17 protein-coding genes and 2 tRNA genes are annotated in these 22,112 nt (G+C 74.1%); 8 read left to right on the top strand and 11 right to left on the bottom strand.

Annotated features, from left to right (window positions below):
• Positions 1-240 (bottom strand): hypothetical protein (locus tag KV205_RS05935; protein ID WP_265862701.1); only part of this gene is annotated, 240 nt, incomplete at its 3' end.
• A 1,464-nt stretch (positions 241-1,704) separates the two neighbouring features.
• Between KV205_RS05935 and KV205_RS36395 the strand changes: the two genes are divergently transcribed.
• The 5 genes from KV205_RS36395 (at position 1,705) to KV205_RS05910 (ending at position 7,648) form a co-directional block, all read left to right on the top strand.
• Complete coding sequence (locus KV205_RS36395; protein ID WP_265862699.1) at positions 1,705-3,141, top strand: SPFH domain-containing protein; 1,437 nt, start codon at positions 1,705-1,707, stop codon at positions 3,139-3,141.
• Between the two features lie 154 nt (positions 3,142-3,295).
• Positions 3,296-3,886 carry a lytic polysaccharide monooxygenase gene (locus tag KV205_RS05925; protein WP_265862697.1) on the top strand — a complete coding sequence of 197 codons (591 nt, stop codon included), beginning with the start codon at positions 3,296-3,298 and terminating at the stop codon, positions 3,884-3,886.
• 61 nt (positions 3,887-3,947) lie between these two features.
• Positions 3,948-5,633 (top strand): AMP-binding protein, encoded by a 1,686-nt coding sequence (locus KV205_RS05920; protein ID WP_265862695.1) that lies wholly within the window; start codon positions 3,948-3,950, stop codon positions 5,631-5,633.
• A 78-nt stretch (positions 5,634-5,711) separates the two neighbouring features.
• Positions 5,712-7,055 (top strand): sensor histidine kinase, encoded by a 1,344-nt coding sequence (locus tag KV205_RS05915; protein WP_265862693.1) that lies wholly within the window; start codon positions 5,712-5,714, stop codon positions 7,053-7,055.
• On the top strand, positions 6,977-7,648 hold the full coding sequence (locus KV205_RS05910) for a response regulator transcription factor (protein WP_265862691.1): 672 nt from the start codon (positions 6,977-6,979) through the stop codon (positions 7,646-7,648). Before KV205_RS05915 ends, KV205_RS05910 begins: the two co-directional genes overlap by 79 nt.
• Before the next feature lie 50 nt (positions 7,649-7,698).
• Here KV205_RS05910 and KV205_RS05905 read toward each other — a convergent pair.
• Together KV205_RS05905 and KV205_RS05900 are read right to left on the bottom strand one after the other, a co-directional pair.
• Positions 7,699-7,772 (bottom strand) — tRNA-Lys (locus tag KV205_RS05905).
• An 86-nt stretch (positions 7,773-7,858) separates the two neighbouring features.
• Positions 7,859-8,617 carry an IclR family transcriptional regulator gene (locus tag KV205_RS05900; protein ID WP_265862690.1) on the bottom strand — a complete coding sequence of 253 codons (759 nt, stop codon included), beginning with the start codon at positions 8,615-8,617 and terminating at the stop codon, positions 7,859-7,861.
• 370 nt (positions 8,618-8,987) lie between these two features.
• Here KV205_RS05900 and KV205_RS05895 point away from each other — a divergent pair, with 370 nt between their 5' ends.
• Both KV205_RS05895 and KV205_RS05890 read left to right on the top strand, forming a co-directional pair.
• Positions 8,988-10,079, top strand: a complete 1,092-nt coding sequence (locus KV205_RS05895) for an LLM class flavin-dependent oxidoreductase (RefSeq protein WP_308404057.1) — start codon at positions 8,988-8,990, stop codon at positions 10,077-10,079.
• A 296-nt stretch (positions 10,080-10,375) separates the two neighbouring features.
• A complete protein-coding gene (locus KV205_RS05890; RefSeq protein ID WP_265862768.1) occupies positions 10,376-12,073 on the top strand; it encodes a glycosyl hydrolase family 18 protein in 1,698 nt (565 codons plus the stop codon).
• A gap of 98 nt (positions 12,074-12,171) precedes the next feature.
• Here KV205_RS05890 and KV205_RS05885 read toward each other — a convergent pair whose 3' ends face one another.
• The gene (locus KV205_RS05885; RefSeq protein ID WP_265862689.1) at positions 12,172-14,094 is read right to left on the bottom strand and encodes an EAL domain-containing protein; all 1,923 of its coding nucleotides are present in this window, start codon (positions 14,092-14,094) and stop codon (positions 12,172-12,174) included.
• A gap of 401 nt (positions 14,095-14,495) precedes the next feature.
• Between KV205_RS05885 and KV205_RS05880 the strand changes: the two genes are divergently transcribed.
• Positions 14,496-15,770, top strand: coding sequence for a M6 family metalloprotease domain-containing protein (locus KV205_RS05880; RefSeq protein ID WP_374214629.1), 1,275 nt, complete (start codon positions 14,496-14,498; stop codon positions 15,768-15,770).
• A gap of 63 nt (positions 15,771-15,833) precedes the next feature.
• Here the strand turns inward: KV205_RS05880 and KV205_RS05875 are convergent.
• The 7 genes from KV205_RS05875 to KV205_RS05845 all read right to left on the bottom strand — a co-directional run bounded on the left by KV205_RS05875 (position 15,834) and on the right by KV205_RS05845 (position 22,091).
• A tRNA-Lys gene (locus tag KV205_RS05875) sits at positions 15,834-15,907 on the bottom strand.
• Positions 15,898-16,503, bottom strand: coding sequence for a bifunctional DNA primase/polymerase (locus KV205_RS05870; RefSeq protein WP_265862686.1), 606 nt, complete (start codon positions 16,501-16,503; stop codon positions 15,898-15,900). The genes KV205_RS05875 and KV205_RS05870 overlap by 10 nt, the downstream gene beginning before the upstream one ends.
• Before the next feature lie 153 nt (positions 16,504-16,656).
• Positions 16,657-17,013, bottom strand: a complete 357-nt coding sequence (locus KV205_RS05865) for a hypothetical protein (RefSeq protein ID WP_265862683.1) — start codon at positions 17,011-17,013, stop codon at positions 16,657-16,659.
• Between the two features lie 121 nt (positions 17,014-17,134).
• Entirely contained in the window at positions 17,135-18,463 is a 1,329-nt protein-coding gene (locus KV205_RS05860; RefSeq protein ID WP_274710159.1) for an AAA domain-containing protein, read from the bottom strand.
• 11 nt (positions 18,464-18,474) lie between these two features.
• Entirely contained in the window at positions 18,475-20,064 is a 1,590-nt protein-coding gene (locus KV205_RS05855; protein WP_265862679.1) for a hypothetical protein, read from the bottom strand.
• Positions 20,065-20,110: 46 nt separating this feature from the next.
• A complete protein-coding gene (locus KV205_RS05850) occupies positions 20,111-21,262 on the bottom strand; it encodes a hypothetical protein (RefSeq protein ID WP_265862678.1) in 1,152 nt (383 codons plus the stop codon).
• On the bottom strand, positions 21,195-22,091 hold the full coding sequence (locus tag KV205_RS05845) for a phosphatase PAP2 family protein (protein WP_265862677.1): 897 nt from the start codon (positions 22,089-22,091) through the stop codon (positions 21,195-21,197). Before KV205_RS05845 ends, KV205_RS05850 begins: the two co-directional genes overlap by 68 nt.
• Positions 22,092-22,112 lie beyond the last annotated feature (21 nt).

Genomic DNA, 22,112 nt, shown 5'->3' with positions numbered 1-22,112 from the left:
GTGTCCGGTGGCGGGGCGCCGTCCACGGCGGCGCAGGCGGGCGGCCGGGCGGGCGGTGGTGACGCGCTGTCCGGTGCACCCGAGGGCGGCGGGTTTACGGGCTCCTCCGCTCCCGGGGCGTCGTCGGGCCTTGGCCCGGCCGCGGCCGGCGGCCACGTGCGGCTCGTCTCGCCGGAGGCGGGTGGAGTTGCGGGCGGAGCCCTTCCCGCCGACGGCTCCCCGTCCGCGCCCGCGGGCCATGCCCCTCAGCCGGATCGGTCTGTGCCCGGCCGGGGCCTCGCCTCGCGGGAGCCGGGTGCCGGCGGCAGTGCGGCGCAGCCGGGCGGCGCCCGCGCAGGCATGTCCGCGTCGGCGGACGGCCGCCTGCCCGGCGCGGGAACCCCTGCCGGCGCGGCAACCGCGCCCGACCGCGATCCGGCCTCGCCGCAGCCCGTCTCGTCCGCAGACGGCCGTCCGGCTGGCACGGGAACCCACGTCGGTGCGGCGGCGGACACGCACGCGGGTGGCCCTTCGGACGGGGCACGCGCCGATGGGTCCGGTACGGGGATCGTTGCCGGTGCGGCGGCGGACTCGCGCGCGGTCCACCCGGACTCGCAGGCGGGCGCGAGCGTCGGCGGGTACCGCGCGTCGGGTGCGGCCGGCGGTACGACGCGGGCTGCCGGAGCAGCGGCGGACACGCGCGCTGCCCACCCGGACCGTTCTGCGACCGGCCAGCCGCCCGGCTCGCCGCAACCGAGCACCCGCGACGGAGCACGCCCGGCTTCCACTGGCGCCGGCTCGACCCAGCCGACTCCGTCCGGAGCCGGCCACCCGCCTCAGGCCGGCACCCACGCCGGAGCCTCCGGCTCGGCGCAGCCGACTCCGTCCGGCGGCCGGACTCCCTCCGGGGCCGGCTACGCAATGGGGTCGGCGCAGGCCGGTGCAGCCAGCGCCTCTGGTTCGGTGCAGGCCGCGTCGTCTGTGGGTGCCCACGCCGGCGGCGGGCCTTCCTCGGCGACCGGCCAGGCGGCGGCCTCGCCGCAGGCAGGTGCGCCTGATGAGCCGCACTCGTGGTCCGCCGGTTCGCGCGCTGGCGTGTCGGGTTCGCCGCAGGCGGGTGCGGGTGCCCACGCCGGAGCCTCCGGCTCGGCTCAGCCGGCTCCATCCGGCGGCCGGACTCTCTCTGGGGCCGGCCACGGCCCGGGTTCGACGCAGGCCGGTGCCGCCAACGCCTCCGGGTCGGCCCAGGCCGCGTCGTCCGTGGGTGCCCACGCTGGCGCGGGGACTCCCTCTGCGACCGGCCAGGCCCCGGGTTCGCCGCAGGCGAGTGCCCCCGACGAGCCGCACCTGTCGTCTGCCGGTGCGCACGCTCGCGTGTCCGGTTCGCCGCAGGCGGCCGACTCGTCCGGGACCGGTATCGCGACGGGGTCGCCGCAAGCGGGTTCGCACGCCGGTGCCCCTGGCTCGGCGCGGCCGGCTTCAACCGGCGGCCGGATTCCCTCCGAGGCCGGCCACGGCCTGGGTTCGGCGCAGGCCGGTGCCCGCAACGAGCCGCGCTCGGCTTCCGCCGGCGCCGGGACTTCCCCGGCGACCGGCCATGTACCGGCCGGTGCTGCTGGCTCGGCGCAGCCGGCCCCGTCCGGCGCCCGGAGCGCCTCGGCGGCCTCGCCGCAGGCGAGTGCCCCCGACGAGCCGCACCTGTCGTCTGCCGGTGCGCACGCTCGCGTGTCCGGTTCGCCGCAGGCGGCCGTCTCGTCCGGGACCGGTATCGCGACGGGTTCGCCGGAAGCGGGTTCGCACGCCGGTGCCCCTGGCTCGGCGCAGCCGAACCCGTCCGGGGCCGCCCGGACCGACTCGGCGGCCGGCCACGCCGCGCCGGGCGCCCCGGGCCGGGCCGGTGGCCAGGACGAGGCCGTCGACTTCGGGTGGATCGCCGGAATGCGCGTCAAGGCCGTCACGCTGCCCGTCGCCGTCAACGCCGAGCCCACCAGCCGCAGCACCACGGCCGCCACCACCAACCCCCGGCGGCAGAAGGTCATCGCGGGGGAGACCACCGGGAGCATTCCGGTGCATCTGTTGTTCCGGGACGAGTCGGAGGGGGGTGGGAAGGGGGACGACGGGGGGCCCGACACCGTGCCCGTGGCCAAGGCGAAGGGCAAGCCCGGCGACAAGGGCAAGCCCGGCAACGGCAACGGCAAGAAGAAGGCCGCCATCCCCGCGCCCACCCGCGCCGCCTCGCGCCCCGCTCCGACCGCCGATCCGAAGCTGGTCGAGCGGCCGGGGCCGGTGCTGCCGGGGTGGGTCGGGGTGGTCGGTGGGGCGGTCGCGGCGATCGGGTGCGCGGCGATCGTGTGGTGGACGGGCGCCGTGCCCGACGAGGCCGCGCGGATGCTGCGGCTGCCGGTCCGCCCGTACGACGGGATCCGTCTCGGCCAGTGGGCGCTGCTGGCGCTCGGCGTCGTCGTCGCGCTGTTCTTCCTGGGCGGTCTCGGCCGCGGCCGGGTCGGTTACGCCCTCGTGCTCACCCTCTTCGGCGAGTACCGCGGCACCGTCCGCCGCACCGGCCTGCTCTGGGTGAGCCCGCTCCTGCTGCGCCGCCGGGTCGACGTACGCCTGCGGCACTGGCGCAGCGAGCCGCTGCCCGCGGTCGACGCGAAGGGCACGGCGCTGGACGTCGTGGTCCTGGTGGTGTGGCGGATCAGGGACACCGTGCGGGCGGCGCTCGGGGTGGACGGGCACGAGGAGTATCTGCGCGAGCAGGTCGAGGCCGCGATGGCGCGGGTCCTGTCGCAGCTGCCGGCGGACGCGTTCCACGAGGACGCCCCGACCCTGCGCGACGCGGAGGCGGTCGGCGAGGCGCTGACCCGGATGCTGTCGGCGGAGTGCGCGCCGGTCGGGATCGACGTGTTCTCGGCGCAGCCGACCCGGATCGAGTACGCCCCCGAGGTCGCCGCGGCGATGCAGCGCCGCCGGATCGCGGCGATCGACGCGAAGCACCGGGACAGCGTGCTCACCTCGGTCGTGGACGCGGTGGACGACGTGGTCCACCGGCTGACCTCCCGTGGTCTGGTGGAGCTGGACGACTACGAGAAGAAGGCGCTGGTGAAGGACCTGACCGTGGCGTTCTACACCGGCCGCACCGCCCCGGGGGAGGGCGCCTGAACCCGTCCCGGCCACCCCGCCGTTGGTATGGACATGTTCAAGTTCCGTCCCTACCTTGGGACTTGGTCTAGACCTAAACCCGACAGTCAAGAGCAACACCGCACGCGTGCAGCACAGCCCACAGAACACCCCCACGTTCTCCTGGAGCGACAGCATGCGCAAAAAGACAGGGGTGGCGGCCGTGGCGCTCGGCGTCGCAGCCGCCTCCCTCTTCGCCACCACCAGCGCGAGCAGCCACGGCTACACCGACTCGCCGATCAGCCGGCAGAAGCTCTGCGCCAACCGCACCGTCTCCAACTGCGGCGACATCCAGTGGGAGCCGCAGTCGGTCGAGGGGCTCAAGGGCTTCCCGTCCCGCGGCCCCGCCGACGGGACGATCTGCGCGGGCGGGAACTCCCGCTTCGCGCAGCTCGACGACGCCCGCAACGGCGCCTGGCCGACGACCAGGGTCAGCGCGGGCCAGAGCTACACCTTCCGGTGGCAGTTCACGGCCCGCCACGCGACCACGGACTTCCGCTACTACATCACCAAGAACGGCTGGACCGGAACCAGGGCCCTCACCCGGGCCGACCTCGACACCCAGCCCTTCCTGGTCGTCCCCTACAACAACCAGCAGCCGCCGTCGACCCTCTCGCACTCCGGGACCATCCCGGCGGGCAAGACCGGCCGGCACCTGATCCTGGCGGTCTGGACGATCGCGGACACCGGGAACGCCTTCTACGCGTGCTCGGACGTCCAGCTCTAGTCGCCGACGACCGGATCGGCGACGTTCACAACTGAAAGACCGTCAGCTACCATCCCGCCGCATGGGGACCGTCGCGGAACTCGTACGACGCCAGTGGAACGACCACCGGACCGGACTGAGGGACGAGCACACCACCCTCACCCACCACCAGGTCGCCGCCGGCGCCGCCGCGCGGGCCGCCCTGCTCACGGAGCTGATGCCCCACCGGCCGGGGCGCGAGCCGCACCTCGGCCTGCTGCTCGACAACACACCGGAGTACCCGCTCTGGCTCGGCGCGGCGGCCCTCGCCGGGGCCGCCGTCGCCGGGATCAACCCCACCCGGCGCGGCGCCGAACTCGCCCGCGACATCCGGCACACCGACTGCCGGGTCCTCGTCACCCAGCGCGCCCACCTGCCGCTCCTCGACGGACTCCCGCTGCCCGCCGGGCTGCGCGTCCTCGTGACCGACACCGACGCGTACGCGACCCTGCTCGCCCCCTACGGGACGGCCACGCCCCACGACACCTTCCGCCGGCCCGCCGCCCGCCCCGACACCCGCTTCCTGCTCTCCTTCACCTCCGGCTCCACCGGCGCGCCCAAGGCCGCCGTCTGCTCCCAGGGCCGGCTCGCCGCCGCCGGCGCCTCCCTCGTCTCGCACTTCGGGACACGGCCGGACGACACCCACTACATCTGCATGCCGATGTTCCACGGCAACGCGGTGATCGCCGACTGGGCGCCCGCCCTCGCCGCCGGCGCCGACATCGCGCTGCGCGCCCGCTTCTCCGCCTCCCGCTTCCTGCCCGACGTACGGCGCTTCGGCGCCACCTACTTCACCTACGTCGGCCGGGCCGTGCAGTACCTCCTCGCCACCCCGCCCAGCCCGCACGACCGCGACCACCGGCTCCGGCTCGGCTTCGGCACCGAGGCCGGCGCGGCCGACGCCGCGCGCTTCGAGGCGCGCTTCGGGGCACGGCTCGTCGAGGGGTACGGATCCTCCGAGGGCGGGGCCGCGATCCAGCGCAGCCCGGGCACCCCGGCCGGGGCCATCGGGCGGGCTGCGCCCGGCGACGACCTGGCCGTGATCGACCCGGAGACCCGCCGCGAGTGCCCGCCGGCCCGCTTCTCGCCCGCCGGCGTGCTCCTCAACGCCGACGAGGCCGTCGGCGAACTCGTCAACCGGGGCCGCAGCCCCTTCGAGGGCTACTGGCGCAACCCCGAGGCCGACGCCGCACGGGTACGGGACGGCTGGTACTGGACCGGCGACCTCTTCTACCGGGACACCGACGGCTTCCTCTACTTCGCCGGCCGCACCGACGACCGGCTGCGCGTCGACAGCGAGAACCTCGCCGCCGCGATGATCGAGAACATCCTGGCCCGCTGGGAACGCGCGGCGGGCGTCGCCGTCTACGCGATCCCCGACCCCGTCGCCGGCGACCAGGTGATGGCCGCGCTCGCCCTGCGCCCCGGCACCGCCTTCACCCCCGGCGCCTTCGCCGGCTTCCTGGCCGCCCAGGGCGACCTCGGCACCAAGATGCCCCCGAAATACGTCCGGGTCGTCCCCGAACTCCCCCTGACCGCCACCAACAAGATCCACCGGGTCGCCCTGCGCCGCACCGCGCTCGCCACCGCCGACCCCGTCTGGTGGCGCCCGGCGCCCACCGCCCCGTACGAACCCCTGACCCCGGCCGCCCGCGCCCGCCTCCGCGAGGAGTACGCCCGCCAGGGCCGGCCGCTTCCTGGCGACCCGCCGCTGTCTGTCGGCCCCTAGGGGTAGGGCCAGGCCCACCCCCCGTACGCCCCTCAGACCCATGGCCCCCGGCCCGCCCCCGCGCCTAGCGTGCACGTCATGCAGTCCCGCAGCCCCCGCCCCGCCGCCCGCACCGTCTGGCAGGCCCTCGCCCGCCCCGCCGGCCTCCTCCGCACCGCCTGGCCCTGGCGGGCCGTCGCGCACCTCGCGGGCGGGGTGCTCTCCGGCGCCGTCACGCTGCTCCTGCTGCTGGTGCTCTGCGGGTTCTCGCTGCTGTTCGTCGGGCTCCCGCTGCTCCTTCTCGCCGGGGTCGCGGTCGGCGCCGCCGAGCGGTGGCGGCTGCGGCTCGTCGACCCCGAGCCGGCGCCCGACCCGCACCGGCTGCCCGAGGCCCCCGGGCTCGCCGCCTGGCTCCGGCTGCGGGCGCGGGAACAGGCCACCTGGCGGGAGCTCGGGTACGCCCTGCTTCACGCCACCGTCCTGTGGCCGCTCGACCTGACCGTCCTCGCCGTCGGACTCGGCCTGCCCGCCGCCCTGATGAGCACCCCGCTCCAGCTCGCCGCCGACGGCCACGAGGTGAAGGTGGCCAAGGCCTATCTGGTCACCTCCTACCCGCAGGCCTTCGCCGCCGCCCTGCTCGGCCTGCTGCTCCTGCCGCTCCTCCTCTACCCGCTGACCGGTTACGCCGGTGCCCGCGCCGCCTTCGCCCGCGCGCTGCTCGCCCCGCGCGAGGCCGAACTGCGGCAGCGGATCGGCGAGGTCACCGCCTCCCGGGCCCGGCTCGCCGCCGCCTTCGAGGCCGAGCGGCGCCGGATCGAGCGCGACCTCCACGACGGCGCCCAGCAGCGGCTCGTCGCCCTCACCATGACCCTCGGCCTCGCCCGTTACGACGCCCCGCCCGGCCCGCTCGCCGACCAGCTCGCCAAGGCCCACGACGAGGCCGGCCGGGTCCTCAGCGAACTGCGCGAGCTGATCCACGGCATCCACCCCCAGGTCCTCGCCGACTACGGACTCGGCGCCGCCCTCGCCGACGCCGCCGACCGCACCGCCACCCCCGTGGACTCCACCGGCCTCGACCCCGAGCTGCCCCGGCTGCCCGCCGCCGTCGAGAGCGCCGCCCACTTCGTGGCCCGCGAGGCCCTCGCCAACGTCGACCGGCACAGCGGCGCCGCCCGCGCCCGGATCACCGCCCGGCACGCCGACGGCACCCTGCTCGTCGCCGTCGAGGACGACGGGCACGGCGGCGCCGACTCCGCCCGGGGCAGCGGACTCACCGGACTCGCCGACCGGCTCGCCGTCCTCGATGGCACACTGACGATCACCAGCCCGCCCGGCGGGCCGACCCTCCTCCGAGCGGAGATCCCGTGCAGCCCGCTGCCCCCGACCGACCCGGCCTCCGGATCGTCCTCGCCGAGGACGGCGTCCTCCTCCGTGAGGGACTGATCGGCCTCCTGGCCCGCTTCGGCCACGAGGTGGTTGCCGCGGTCGGCGACGCCGACGCCCTGCGCACCGCCGTCGCCGCGCACGCCCCGGACATCGTCCTCACCGACGTGCGGATGCCTCCCGGCTTCCAGGACGAGGGCCTGCGCGCCGCCGTCGCGCTGCGCGCCGAGCACCCGGGCCTGCCGGTGCTCGTGCTCAGCCAGTACGTGCAGCGCAGCTACGCCGCCGACCTGCTCGACTCCGGCGACGGGACCGGCGTCGGCTATCTCCTCAAGGACCGGATCGGGCAGGTCGAGGAGTTCGTGGACGCGCTCGCCCGGGTCGCGGCCGGCGGCACGGTCGTCGACCCCGAGGTCGTACGGCAGCTGCTGCGCCGGCACCGCGATCCGCTGGCGGCGCTGACCCCGCGCGAGCGGGAGGTGCTTGCCCTGGTCGCCGAGGGGCACTCCAACGGGGCGGTCGCCCGCCGGCTCGTGGTCACGGAGGCGGCCGTCGGCAAGCACATCGGCAACATCCTCGCCAAGCTGGACCTGCCGCCGGCCGAGGACACCCACCGCCGGGTGCTCGCCGTCCTCGCCTATCTGAAGGCCTAGCGCGGGAAACAAGGAAGCCCCTCGCTCTCGCGAGGGGCTTCCTTCGTCTGTGCGCCGCCAGGGACTCGAACCCCGGACCCGCTGATTAAGAGTCAGCTGCTCTAACCAACTGAGCTAGCGGCGCCTGCTGACAGAGAAAATACTACCTGGTCCGGAGGGGTGCTCGTGACCACCCTCGTGACCACCCTCCGGATCACCTTCGCGACCTCTCTAGATCGCCAGCGAGAGCACCACCGGAGCCGCCCGCCGGTTGAGGGTGTCGGCCGCGGCGCGCAGCCGGTGCGCGTGCTCGATCGGGAGCGACAGGGCCAGGCAGCCCACGGTCGCGCCCGCGGTGAGCGGCACCGCCGCGCAGACCGTGCCCACCGCGTACTCCTGGAGGTCGAGCATGGGGACGGTCGGCGGCTGGCTGTCCAGCTTGGAGAAGAGCACGCGCTCGTTGGTGATCGTCCGGGAGGTCAGCCGGGCGATCTTGTGGCGGCTCAGATGGTCGCGGCGCCCGTTCTGGTCGAGCTGGGTGAGCAGGCACTTGCCGACCGCGCTGGCGTGGGCGGCCGAGCGGAAGTCCACCCACTCGTTGACCTTCGGGGTGCGCGGGCCGTCGGCGAACTGGGTGATCTTCACCTCGCCGTCGATGTAGCGGCTGATGTAGACCGCGGCGCCGACGGAGTCGCGCAGCTCGGTCAGGGTCTCCTGGAGCTTGCGCTCCAGGGCCTCGCGGCGGGTGACGCCGGAGCCTAGGAGGACCAGGGAGTCGCCGATGACATAGGCGCCGTCGGAGACCTGCTCCACATAACCCTCGCGCCGCAGCATCAGGAGCAGGGACGACAGATGGGCGACGGGCAGGCCGGTCTCCCGCGCGATCTGCACGTCCGTCACGCCGCCGCCGTGCCGTGAGACCGTCTCAAGCACACGCAGGGCGTATTGCACCGAGTGGAACGGCGCGGTGGGCTCGGGCTTCAGCGCCACGGTTTCCCCCTACCAGGTTGTGACCGCAAGCTTCCGTACCACGATAGCCGCCAAGCGCCCGCAACGGGGCGGCTGTTGGCGAGAATGATGCGGTGCACAGGCCCCCTGTGCTGGGCATCACCCCGGTGGCATATGCCACGGTCACAGCCCCGCCGGAGAGGCTGAGGTCAGGGCGGTGTGAACAGGCGTCCGCACGCCCGTTCGGTGCCCTTCCGGACGTGAAGATTTTTTCGCGCGGGGGCCGCCGGAGCCCCCGGTGGACCCGTGGAGAGGCCCCCGGACGGGCTTTTGCCCCGGCTTCCGGAATAACCGGAGACCTCCTCCTGTTAGCCCCCGTGACCGACGTCCCTACGCAGGAAGGCCGCCCACGGTGAGCGACGCGATTCGAGACGCGATTCGAGGAGAGGCGCGCGGCACCGCGCCCGTACCGCTGTCCGTGCTTGACCTGGTCACGGTCGGCGAGGGGCGCACCGCGAGCCAGGCGCTCGCGACCAGTGTGGAGATCAGCAGGCTCGCCGAGCGCCGCGGCTACCACCGGCACTGGGTGGCCGAGCACCACTCCATGCCCGGCGTCGCCTCCTCCTCGCCCGCCGTGATCCTCGCCCACCTCGCCGCCCACACCCGGCGCATCCGCCTCGGCTCCGGCGGCGTGATGCTGCCGAACCACGCCCCGCTGGTGATCGCCGAGCAGTTCGGCACCCTGGAGGCGCTGGCCCCGGGCCGGGTCGACCTCGGGCTCGGCCGCGCGCCCGGCACGGACGGCGCCACCGCCGCCGCCCTGCGCCGGACCCAGACCCTGGGCGAGGGCGCCGACGACTTCCCGGAGCAGCTCTCCGAGCTGACCCGGTTCCTCGACGACACCTTCCCGGACGGGCATCCGTACGCCCGGATCCACGCCGTCCCCGGCCCGGTGCAGGGCCCCAAGGGCCGGCCGCCGATCTGGCTGCTCGGCTCCTCCGGCTTCAGCGCCCGCCTCGCGGGCCTCCTCGGACTGCCCTTCGCCTTCGCCCACCACTTCTCCGCGCGCAACACCATCCCCGCGCTCGACCTCTACCGGGAGTCCTTCCGCCCCTCCGCCGTCCTCGACGCGCCGTACGCGCTGATCGGCGTGGCCGCGCTCGCCGCCGACGAGGCGAAGGAGGCGCACCGCCAGGTGCTGACCGGCGCCCTGTCGATGCTGCGGCTGCGCACCGGCCGGCCCGGCCTCGTACCGACGCCGGAGCAGGCCGAGGCGTACGCGTTCGCGCCCGCGGAGCGGGAGTTCGTGGACGGCTGGCTGGCGAACATCGTGTACGGCACGCCGGACGAGGTCCGCGACGGCCTGGACGCGCTCCAGAAGCGCACCGGCGCCGACGAGTTGATGATCACCGCCAACGCGCACAGCGGGGACGCGCGGCTGCGCAGCTACGAGCTGATCGCCGACGCGTACGGTCTGCCGGAGGTCGCGCCCGAGCTCGACTGACTCCGCCAAGTGGAATTTCCCGGCCCGTTGGTTCAGCTCCGAACCGGCGGGCCGTGGAAACCTAAGTGAACCTTAAACCGCTCGTCACGCATGGTGGCGGGCGGTCGTTCTTTGTGCTGCACGTCTCTGACAAGGGCTTTCTCCCGCCAATTGGTCTAGTCCTCAATCTGGTTCAGACCATTGACGCGCTGTTCGCGCGGCGGATATCACTGCTCCAACTTCCGTACCGCCACCCCTTCCGGAGGCCGCACGTGCACCCCCGCAACCCCCGCAGTCCCGGCAGTCCCCGCAAGCCACTGATCGCCGCACTCCTCTGCTCGACCCTCGCCGCCGGCGCGCTCGCCGCGACCGTCGGCCTCGGCTCGGCCTCGGCCGCCGGCGCCGCCACCACGGCCGCGTCCACCGGCGGCGTCAAGATCGCGTACTACGACCAGTGGAGCGTCTACGGGAACGCCTTCTACCCCAAGCAGCTCGACGAGCGGGGGATCGCGGCCAAACTGGACGTCATCAACTACTCGTTCGGGAACATCCACCCGACCGACCTCACCTGCTTCGAGGCCAACAAGGCCGCCGGCGACGACGCCAACCCCAACGCCGGTGACGGCGCGGGCGACTCGTACGCCGACTACCAGAAGTCCTTCTCGGCCGCGGACAGCGTCGACGGCGTGGCCGACAAGTGGGACCAGCCGATCGTGGGCGTCTTCAACCAGTTCAAGGAACTGAAGGCGAAGCACCCCAACCTGAAGATCAACATCTCGCTCGGCGGCTGGACCTACTCCAAGTACTTCTCGGACGCGGCCAAGACCGACGCGAGCCGCAAGAAGCTGGTCGCCTCCTGCATCAAGCAGTACATCCAGGGCGACCTGCCGGTCGAGGGCGGCTACGGCGGCCCCGGCACCGCCGCCGGCATCTTCGACGGCATCGACATCGACTGGGAGTACCCGGGCTCGCCCGACGGGCACCTCGGCAACCACTACGCCCCCGAGGACAAGCAGAACTTCACCCTGCTCCTCGCCGAGTTCCGCAAGCAGCTCGACGAGTACGGCGCCGCCCACGGCGGCAAGAAGTACCTGCTGACCGCCGCCCTGCCGGCCGGCCAGGACAAGATCAAGAACATCGAGACGGACAAGATCGGCGCGTACCTCGACTACGCGAACATCATGACGTACGACATGCACGGCGCCTGGGACGGCGACGGGCCGACGTACCACCAGTCCCCGCTCAACTCCGGTGCGAACGACCCGACCGACGTCATCAAGCCGGGCACCGAGAAGTACTCGATCGACAACGCCATCGACTCCTGGATCGACGGCAAGCCCGCCTACGGCATCACCGGCGGCTTCCCCGCCAACAAGCTGACCCTGGGCTACGAGTTCTACTACCGCGGCTGGAAGGGCGTGCCGGCCGGCACCACCAACGGCCTCGCGCAGACCGCCACCGGCGGCTCCAACGCCCGCCCGCTGAGCCAGGCGGCCGGCATCGCGTACTACAAGGAGCTCGGCGGCATCGTCGACAACCCGGCGACCACCTTCTGGGACGACCAGGCCAAGTCCGCCTACTTCTACAAGGACGGCGAGTTCTTCACCGGTCTCGACCAGCGCACCATCCAGGCCCGCGCCGACTACGCCCACCAGCGCGGTCTCGCCGGCGCGATGATGTACTCGCTGCTCGGCCTGGACGCCAACGCCACGCTCTTCAACCAGATCGTGACCGCGGTCGGCTCGACCCCGACCGACCCGACCACCCCGCCCACCACCCCGCCGACGACGGCTCCCACGACGCCGCCGACCACGGAGCCCACCCCCACCCCGACGCAGACCACCACGCCGCCCACCGGCTGCACCAACCCGGCGTACGTCGCCGGCCAGGTCTACACCGGCGGCCAGACCGTGTCCCACAAGGGCCACAACTGGAAGGCCAAGTGGTGGACGCAGAACGAGGAGCCGGGCACGACCGGCGAGTGGGGCGTCTGGCAGGACCTCGGCGCCTGCTAGTCACCCCGGTGTGACCCCTTTATGAACCACTGCCCCCGCCCGGAATGTCCCTCCGGCCGGGGGCAGTTCCATGCCCTGCGTGAATTCTTCTGTACGGGCTACGCCGGCTGCGGCTGTACGGGCAGGGGCGCGACCCCGATCAGTTCCGCGATGCGGTCCGGCGCCACCGGCCGGGAGTACAGCCAGCCCTGGCCGGTGTCGCAGCCGATCCGGCGCAGCCGGGCGGCCTGGCCCGAGGTCTCCACGCACTCGGCGGTGACCGTGAGCCCGAGCCGGTGCGAGAGCCCGACCAGCGCCTCGACGATCAGCTCGTCCGCCGGGTTGGCGTGCTCCTCGTCCTGGAAGCCGCGCACGAACGATCCGTCCAGCTTGAGCACGGAGACCGGCAGCCGGCTCAGATAGGCGAGGTTCGAATAGCCGGTGCCGAAGTCGTCGATAGCGATCCGCACCCCCATGTCGCTCAGCGCCTGGAGCGCCTGCAACGGCCGGCCGGCCGAGCCCATGACGGCGGACTCGGTCAGCTCCAGCTGGAGCAGATGCGGCGCGAGCCCGGTCTCGGCGAGGATGCCGGCGACGTCGGCGACCAGGTCGGAGTCCCAGACCTGACGTACCGCCACATTGACGCTGACGAAGATCGGCCGGTCGCCCGGGTGGTCCTTCTGCCACTGCCGGGCCTGGCGGCAGGCGGTGTGCAGCACCCAGCGCCCCAGCTCGACGATCGAGCCGTCCTCCTCGGCGATCCCGACGAACCGATTCGGCGTGAGCAGCCCGAACTGCGGGTGGTCCCAGCGCACCAGCGCCTCCACCCCGCGCACCGCCCCGTCGACGAGGTCCACGAGCGGCTGGTATTCCAGCACGAACTCGCCCCGCTCCACGGCCGGCCGCAGGGTGGAGGAGAGCGCCTGCCGGGTCATCCGGTGCGCGTTGCGCTCGGGGTCGAAGAGCGTCCAGCGGGCCTTGCCGTCGGCCTTGGCCCAGTACAGCGTGGTGTCGGCGGCCTGCATCAGCTGCGTCGCCGTCGAGCCGTGCGCGCGCCGCTCGACCACGCCGATGGAGGCGGAGACCGAGAGCCGCTGCCCGGACAGGTCGAAGGGCTCCTGGAGCGCGGTGAGCACGGACTGCGCGAGGTCGGCCAGTTGCTCGGTGCCGGTGGAGTCCTCGACCAGGATCGCGAACTCGTCGCCGCCGAGCCGGGCCACCAGGTGCCCGCCGCCGCTGCGGGTGTAGCCGTAGCCGTCGGCGCACTCGGTGAGCCGGCCCGCGACGGCGGCGAGCAGCCGGTCGCCGACCCGGTGTCCCAGGGTGTCGTTGACCGCCTTGAACCCGTCCAGGTCCAGGTAGCAGATGCCGATCCGCCCTGTTCTGCCATGCCCGTACGACTCGTAGGACTGGTAGGAGAGGTGCGTGTGCTCCCGGAGGTCCTCGTCGGACGCCGGGCCCTCGGCGGCGGCGCTCTCCAGGGCGGCGGTGAGCCGCTCGAAGAAGAGGGTGCGGTTGGGCAGCCGGGTGACCGGGTCGTGCATCTGGAGGTGGCGCAGCCGGGCCTGGAGCTCGCGCCGGTCGCTGATGTCCGCGACCGAGAGCAGCACGCGCGGGCTGTCCGGCACGGGGGCGACGGTGACCTCGGCCCACAGGGAGCGCCCGTCGGGGTGCTTGAGCCGGCGGGTGCAGCGGAAGCGGGAGCGCCGGCCGCCGAGCACCTCGCGGTAGGCGTGCCAGGTGCGGCCGTCGGCGGCGAGGTCGACGAGGTCGGCGGCGGCCTGCCGGCGCAGGGCGTCGGCGTCGGCGCCGAGGAGGGAGCCGAGGGCGTCGTTGGCGGCGAGCACGATGCCGTCCCGGTCGACCAGGGCCATGGCGAGCCGGGCGGCGCGGAAGGCGGCCTGATGGTCGCGGAGGTCGCTGAGGTCGTCGCGGAGGTCGCGGAGTTCCGTACCGTCGTCCGGATCGGGTGCGGGTGAGTGACACTCCGTGATCGCCGGTTCCGCCGACGGATGCATCGGTACTTCGGGGGATCCGCTCACCGCTCGCTCCCGTACAGATGTGGTCGGAATGGTCGGCCCAGGGAAAGTGTGCCGATCATAGAGGCTGGTTGGGGCGGCGTTCCAGCTTCTGGACGGGCCCCGGGCCCCGTGCGGGCTGTGAGGCTGACCACCCGGGGCGGCGGCAGATCGTTTCTGCGCGGGTGTGACACGGGTCGACGGGGGTCTGACCGAATGTGACTTTCCGTGAGCTGCTGCCTGCCCGTGTCGCGTCGACCGGGCGCGTCCCGCTCACCCGACCGGGGCAGCGGAAAGGTGCGAAACACCACAAACCGCCACAAGGTGGTTGAGGTGTCAGCTTTCCGGAGCCGGAGGTCCACGTGAGGGGTCAGCAGCCACCCGGGCGAGGGTCCGGCCCGGGGTCCGGGGGAGGGTTCGGGCGGGTGCCCGGGCGAGAGTTCGGCCGGGGGTCCGGTGGCGCGCGCGGACCGGTGGAGCGCTCGCGCCTGCGGGCCGGCGCGGCCGCCTTCACCTCCCTCGCGGCGCTCGCCGCGACCGGCCTGGTGGCCGGTCCGGCCGTCGCCGCGCCCTCGGCGGGCCCGTGCGCCCTGCCCCGTACCGCCGCGCACCACTCCCTCGGCCTCGACACCTGGAACCGGGCCTACCCCCGGCCCACCCGCGCCCTCGACGCCGTCATGATCTTCCTGTCCTTCCCCGACTCCCCGCCGCTCACCACCCCCGCCGAGCTGACCGCCGACCACTTCCCCGGCACCGCCGAGTTCTTCGAGCGCGCCTCCTACGGACGCTTCAGCCTGCGCGTCCACCCGCAGGCCGGCTGGGCCCGGATGCCGCAGAAATCCACCGCGTACGCGATACGGCGCGACTGGAGCACCGAGCACCGCGGGGCCTATCTGCGCGACGCGATCCGGGCGGCCGACGCCTCCGTGGACTTCTCCCGCTACGACATCGTCTATCTGGTCGCCGACCCGGACGCGCCCGGCGTGGACTCCGACGCCACCAAGGTGGTCAACCTGGAACACCCGCTGGAGGCCGACGGCACCGAGATCAAGCGGGTCGTCACCGTCTTCGAGCGGCACCCGCCGGACCGCAACGTGCTCGCCCACGAGACCGGACACGTCTTCGACCTGCCCGACCTCTACCACCGGCCCACCGACGGCAAGGGCGACTGGGACACCCACGTCGGCGACTGGGACGTCATGGGCAGCCAGTTCGGCCTCGCGCCCGACCTCTTCGCCTGGCACAAGTGGAAGCTGGGCTGGCTCGACCGCGCCCAGGTGGCCTGCGTACGCGGCCCCGGCACCCACGTCATCGGCCTGGAACCGGTCGCCGCCGCCCCGGTCGCCGGCGGCACCCTCGGCACCCGGCTCGCCGTGGTCCGCACCGGCGAGGACAGCGTCCTGGCCATCGAGGCCCGCTCGGCCACCGGCAACGACGCCGACACCTGCACCGAGGGCGTCCTCGTCTACCGCGTCCGCAACCGCGCCGCCTCCGGCGACGGCCCCGTCGAGGTCGTCGACACCCACCCCCGCACCGAGGCCTGCTGGGAGCGTTCCGTCTACCCCCCGCTCGCGGACGCCCCGCTCCAGGAGGGCGAGTCCTTCACGGTTCCGGACACCGGCGTCCGCGTGGACGTCGCCGAACGCACCCCCTCGGGCGTCTGGACCATCCGCATCACGGGCCCGCAGCCCGTCGGCTGAGCCGACCGATCCTCCGTGCACACGAAGAAGCCCCCCGCTTCCGCGAGGGGCTTCTTCCGTCTGTGCGCCGCCAGGGACTCGAACCCCGGACCCGCTGATTAAGAGTCAGCTGCTCTAACCAACTGAGCTAGCGGCGCCTGCTGACGTCGTAGACATTAGCATCCTGGTCGGCGGAAGCAAAAATCGATACCCGCACATCGGCCGCCCTAACCGCCCGGACGGCCCGCACGCAGGCCCACAGCAGGACCTCGGGGCCGGGGAGCCAGGGCTTGCGGGTGTCGGGGGCGACCAGCCAGCGGGGGCCCGAGGAGTCGTGCGGAGTGAGCGGGGGGATGGTGACCGCGTCGCCGGTGCCGTGGCAGAGCGGGCGGGGGACCTCCTGGCCCCACTCCTCCCAGTCGAGCAGGGACGGTAAGCGCTGGGCGGTGCCGGGGGCGGCGAAGAGCAGCATCCGGCCCCGGTGGACCGCGACCGGGCCGCTGCCCGGGCCCTCGGCCCACAGGCGGTCCAGCATCCGGCGCCCGAAGGTCGGCTCCACGTTGACGACGTCGAAGACCGTGCCGCAGGGGAGTACGGCGGGGGAGGCGGGGCGCTGCTCCCAGTGGGCGAGCGCGGGGCCCGGGCGCGAGGTGGCGGAGGCGAGCCAGGCGGCGCCGTCCTCGGTGACCCGCGCGGGCTGGTGCCGGCAGATGTCGTACAGGACCGTCGTCTCGTCGCTCAACCACGTCGTCATACGAGAAGATCTACCGGGTGTGACGGAGCCGTTTCAGCGGGTTGTGGGAAACCCGGACACGGTGGGGTGCGGAGGAGTATCTTGCGCCCCGGCATATGCCAGGGCGCTGGGCTGCCGGGGTAGACCGCGGGCGCAGTCCCGGTCCCGGTTCCCTCAGTCCTCGGTCTCGCGCCCGCCCGTACGGATCAGGCCCTGCCCGAACTCGATCATCTTCCGCGCGTAGTCCTCGGTCCACGCCGCCCGCTCGGCGATGTCGGCGGGCGTCAGCCGGTCGAACCGGCGCGGGTCCGCGAGCTGGGCCGCCGCGATCGCCTGGTACTCGATCGCCCGGTCCGTCGCCGCCCGGAACGCGAGCGTCAGCTCCGTCGCCCGGGCCAGCAGCTCCCGCGGGTCCTCGATGGACTCCAGGTCGAAGAAGTGCTCCGGGTCGGCGGTCGCCTCGGCAGGCTCGAAGACCAGCGGCGCCGGCCTGACCCGCCGCTGCCCGCTCCGCTCCGCGGATTCCGCCATGGTCCTTCTCCTCCTCGCACACACACGGCCCGGACACCCGGGCCGCCGCTTCCCATTCTCCCGCGCCTGGCAAGAGGGCCGAAGCCCGCCGCTCACGGGCCCGGACTCACGGCGTCCGGACTCACGGCGCCCACGACACGCGGTGCTCCGCCAGGTGTGAGAGCACCGCGTGGTTCGCCTCCCACCCGTCGGGGAACTTCACCGTGACGCCCAGCTGGACCGGTTCCGTCGAGGGGTGTTCGTCGAGGAGGGCGGTGACGCCGGCGCGGCAGACGACGATGCAGGCGTGGCGGTGGCGGGAGGCGAGGACGCAGAGGCGGCCGGTCTCCAGGTGGAAGGCGGTGGCGTCGGGGCGGCCGGAGAGCGGGTGGAGGACGACGGTGACGTCGTACTCGCGGCCCTGGAGGCGGTTCGCCGTGTCCACCGTGACGCCCGTGACGCCGAGCTCGGCGAGGGCCGCGCGGACGGCCGCCGCCTGGTCGCGGTGGGCGGTGCCGACGGCGACGCGGTCCGGGGTGAGGGGGGCCGGGTCGGGGGAGCGCTCCGAGACCGAGGCGCCGCCGCGGTCGAGCAGGCGGCGCACGACGAGGGCGACCGCGTGGACCGCCTCCGGGTCGGTGCGCGGGGTGTGGCGGGCGGGGAGTTCGAGCAGGCCCCAGCCGGACTCGGCGGCCTCGTCGAGGACCCGGTCCGGAGCCGAGCCGTCCGAGGGCACGCCGAAGGACAGACGCCGGTCGCCGTGGCCGGTGCCGCTGCGGAAGGGCGTGTACGGGTAGAAGGCGTCCGACACCAGCGGCGCGGCCGAGGCCGGCAGCCGCCAGGACACCGGGAGCCGGTGCTGCGGCAGCTCCGGGTTGTGCGCCAGGAGCGTGGAGACGGCCGACGCCGACGGGTCGTACGACAGGCCCGCCCACTGCTCCGCGCCCACCACCGAGAACGGGTCCAGCTGCCCCGGGTCGCCCACGAAGAGCGCCCGCTCGAACAGGCCCGCCACGGCGAGCAGCGCGTCCGAGCGCATCTGGTACGCCTCGTCGACGATCGCGTGCGCCCACGGCTCCACGTTCTTCACGTGCGCCCACTTCGCGGCCGTCGACACCACCACCGGCAGACCCACCAGGTCCCCGGCCTTCGCCGACTTCCGCACCTGCTCCAGGTCGTCGAGCGCCTTGTCGTACGGATCGGCGTCGCTGGAGTGCAGCCGGCCGACCGCGAGCTCCGGCTGCTTCTCGGCGATCCGCAGCACCAGGTCGTCGACCTGCGCGTTGGTCTGCGCCACGATCATCAACGGGCGCCCGGCATCGGCCAGTTCGAGCGCCGCCCGCACCACGAGCGTCGATTTTCCGGCGCCCGGCGGAGAGTCCACGACCACGCCGCGGGCGGAGCCGCGCAGCGTGTCGGCCAGGATCGCCTCCGTCGCCCGGCTCGCCTCCGCGGACGGGTCGAAGGGCAGGGACTCGGGGCTCACAGGATGTCCTCCGGTGTGACGGCATCAGGGAGTTCCAGGGCATCGGTGCGCGGAGGGCCGCCGTGCGTCCACGGCGTCTCCTCCGGGTCCGGCAGCTTCGCGCCCATCCGCTGGTCGTGCTCGAACAGCGTCCAGGCGATCCGCTCGCCCTTCTCCGGCACCGTGCCCTCCGCCGGATCCTTCGAGCGGCCCATCTTGTCCAGGAGTCGCAGCACCAGGGCGCCGTCCGGCTCGCGGCGCACGAACTCCGCCGACTGCGGCTTGCCGTCGAGCGAGCGGTACGCCTTCAGGCCCTCGCCCAGGTGCGGCCGGTCGTCGGTGCGGACGGTGAGCAGCGGGCGGGGCGCCGGGCGCTTCGACTCCGTCCAGGCCATGGTGACCTCGGTGACCTCCGCGACGAACGCCTCGCCCGCGAGCCGCCGGCCCGCCATCACCAGCGGGTCGTCCAGGGCCTCCTGCGCCTCCAGCTGGCCCTGCGCCTGTTCGCGCGCGGCCAGCTTCGAGGCCGCGGTCACCGCGTCGTCCCGGCGCGGCTGCGGCGGCTCGCCCGCCGCGATCCGGTCGCGCTGGCCGGTGAACGACCAGCGGTCGCGGGTCCAGCGGTCGGCCACCCGGGCCCCCTCCGGGAGCTCGCGCAGCAGGTCGAGCGCCTGCCACACCGCGTACCAGGTCGGCTTCAGCTGCGAGAGGACGAGGCGGCGGATCTCCCGCTCGGCGCGGGTGAGTTCGGCGAGCCCGTCCTCGGCCGCCCCGCCGTCCTCGGCCGCGCCGAGCGCCTGCCGGGCCCGGTCGTAGCGCTCGATCGCGGGCGCGAGCAGCTTGTTGTCGAAGGCCGGGTCGGTCGCCGGACCGGCCGGCGGGCACACCAACTGGCCCTGCGCGTCCCGCCCGAGCTCGGCGCGCAGCGCCGCCTCCGCCCCGGACTCGCCGTCGTCAGGGGCGATCCAGGCGAGCAGCGCGCCCAGGTGCTGGTCCTCCAGGGAGGACTGGCCGGTCGCCCAGTGCCGGTTCAGCATATCGGTCGCCGCGACGAGCAGCGACGAGCCCGGCACCCGGGCCCGCTCGCCGAAGTGGGTCAGCCAGCGCCCGAGCAGCGGCACCCGCGGCGGCGCCGGGAACGGCGTCTCCGGGTCCTGCTCGGCCGTGCGCCGGAACCGCATGGACCGCCCGAGCAGCCGCACGTACTCGACGCCTGCCCGGCTCGGCACCACCAACTGCGGTGCGTCCGCGCACAGTTCGACCTCGACCTTGACCTTCTTTCCGGTCTCCGGGTCGGTCTCGGAGCGCTCGGCCGCCTCCACGACCTCCGCGAACGAGTCCACGTACGGCAGGATCTCGTCGGCCAGCTCGGCGAGGAACGCGAAGCGCAGATCCCGGTCGCGCGGCTGCGGCACGACGAGCAGCCGCGGCTCCTCCGGGTCCGTGCCCACCAGCGCGCCGAGCGGCGCACCGGCCTCGCCGGAGGTCGTCAGCGGTACGAGGACCAGCGGCCGCTCGGACAGCCGCCGGTGCCGGACCGTGGCCAGCGGCTGGGCCCGGCCCGCCTCCACGGCCTCCATCCGAGCCAGGGTGCCGATCAGCGACATACGGGTGCCTCCTCGGCAGGCTCGGCGGGGACGGGCCGAAGGCCGGTCAGCAGGCGCATTCGACGACCTCCGCCGGGATACGGGCCGGAGCCGCCGCCAGCGCCTCCGCGCGCAGCGCCCGTGCCCGGCGCAGCGCCGCCACCGCCGGGTCGTCCGGGTCGCCCGCCTCGCCGCGCGCCGCCGCCAGGACCGCGCCGATCGTGGTCAGGCCGCCCAGCTCGCCCCGTACCGAACGGCCGAGCGCCGTCACCACGTCCGCCGTGCGGGCCCGGTCACGGCAGTGGAAGGCCAGCTCGCAGGCGGCCAGGCACTCCGGCGCGTAGGCGTGCGGCACGCACTCCACCGCCGAGGCCAGCTGCTCCGCCGAGCACTCGGCGACATCGAAGGTGACGCCCTCCGGCAGGGCGTCCGCGATCTCCTCGATCCGGGTCAGCCGGGTGAGCTGGCGGCGGGTGACGGCGAGCTGCTTGCGGACGTCCACGGCGGAGGCGGTCGGCAGGTTGGAGAAGTCCTTGGGGCAGACGAGCAGCACCTGGTGGGCCACCGCCGCGCCCTCCGTGAGCGCCGCGACCTTCTCCAGGGCGAGCACGTACACCGCGGCCTGCCGAGCCGCCGCGCCCACCTTCGCCGCGTCCGCCGAACCGTCGATCATCGGGAAGGACTTGATCTCCACGACCGTCCACCGCCCGTCCGGCCGGACCACCACCGCGTCCGGCTCCAGATACACCGGCGAACCGGCCACCTCCAGGGCCAGCATCGGATGGTCGAACAGCGCCCAGCGGCCCGCCGCCGTCGCCTCCCGCAGCGCCAGCGCGGTCCGCGCCGCCCGGCCCTCCGGGCCCGCGGCCGTCAGCTCCGGCAGGTCGACGTCCCCCGGCTCGGCGATGCCGAGCAGACCGAGCAGCTCGCGCCCGCCGTCCGCCTTCACCTTCGCCTCGAACGCGTTGCCCCGGGCGATCGCGAACTGCGACTGGCCGAAACCGGACGGGGAGCCCAGCTTCGCGGCGAGCGCGGTCTTGTCGACCCCCGCCCCGTCGAGGATCGCCCGCCGCCGGCAGCCGGGGTTCGCGGCCAGGGCGGCCAGCGCCCGCGCGTCCAGCGGACGCGGCACGGCGGCCGGTCCGCGCAGCTCAGCGAGCCGATGCCGGAGTGTCGTCTGCGGCGGCCGGTGCGGGCCGCCGCCCAGGGATGCGCTCACCCGCGGAAGTCTCCCATCCGCCACTGACACGCGGGTGGTTTCGCTCCGATTCGCCCCCGAAGATCCGATCCCGGACCCGATCCCGGACCCGATCCCGGACCCGATCCTGGAGCCGATCCAGGGCCCGGCGCGCAGAGGGCGTGAGCAGCAGCCCGGCCCCCATCACCGCCGCCCCGGCCACCGCGTCCAGGAAGTAGTGGTTGGCGGTGCCCATCACCACCAGCACGGTCAGCAGCGGGTACGCCGCCCCCAGGACCTTCAGCAGCGGCGTCCGCCCGTACCGCCACAGCAGTACCCCGCACCACAGCGCCCAGCCGACGTGCAGGCTCGGCATCGCCGCGTACTGGTTGGTGAACGAGCCGAGCCCGCGCGGCGCGCTGGCCTCCCCGCCCCACCAGCCGTACGCGCTGAAGTGCGCCATCGTGTCCACGAAGCCGTGCTCGGGGCCGAGCAGCCGCGGCGGGCAGGTCGGCAGCAGGGTGAAGCCGACCAGGCCGAGGAGGGTGGCGAGCATCAGCCAGGTGCGGGCGGCCGGATAGGCGGCGGGGCGGCGGCGGTACAGCCAGATCAGGACGGCGGGCGTGACCAGGTAGTGGAGCGAGGCGTACGCGAAGTCGGCGGGCACGCCGAGCGCGGGGACGGCGGTGAACAGGCGGTTCAGCGGGCGTTCGAGGTCAAGGGCCAGAGTCTCCTCGATCCGCAGGATCGCCAGTCCGTGGCCGACGGCGGTGTCCGCGTCGCCGCGGGCGAGGAGCCGCCCGCCGGAGTAGGCCGCGTACACCGCGGCGATCAGTATCAGCTCCGCCCACCAGCGCGGCCTGCGTCGCATGCCGGTCCCCCCCACTCGGTC

Origin of the sequence: Streptomyces sp. SKN60 (genome assembly GCF_026236535.1) — a bacterium.
Lineage (GTDB): Bacteria > Actinomycetota > Actinomycetes > Streptomycetales > Streptomycetaceae > Streptomyces.
The sequence above is the reverse complement of the archived record's forward strand: the minus strand, read 5'-3'. Positions and strand labels throughout refer to the sequence as shown.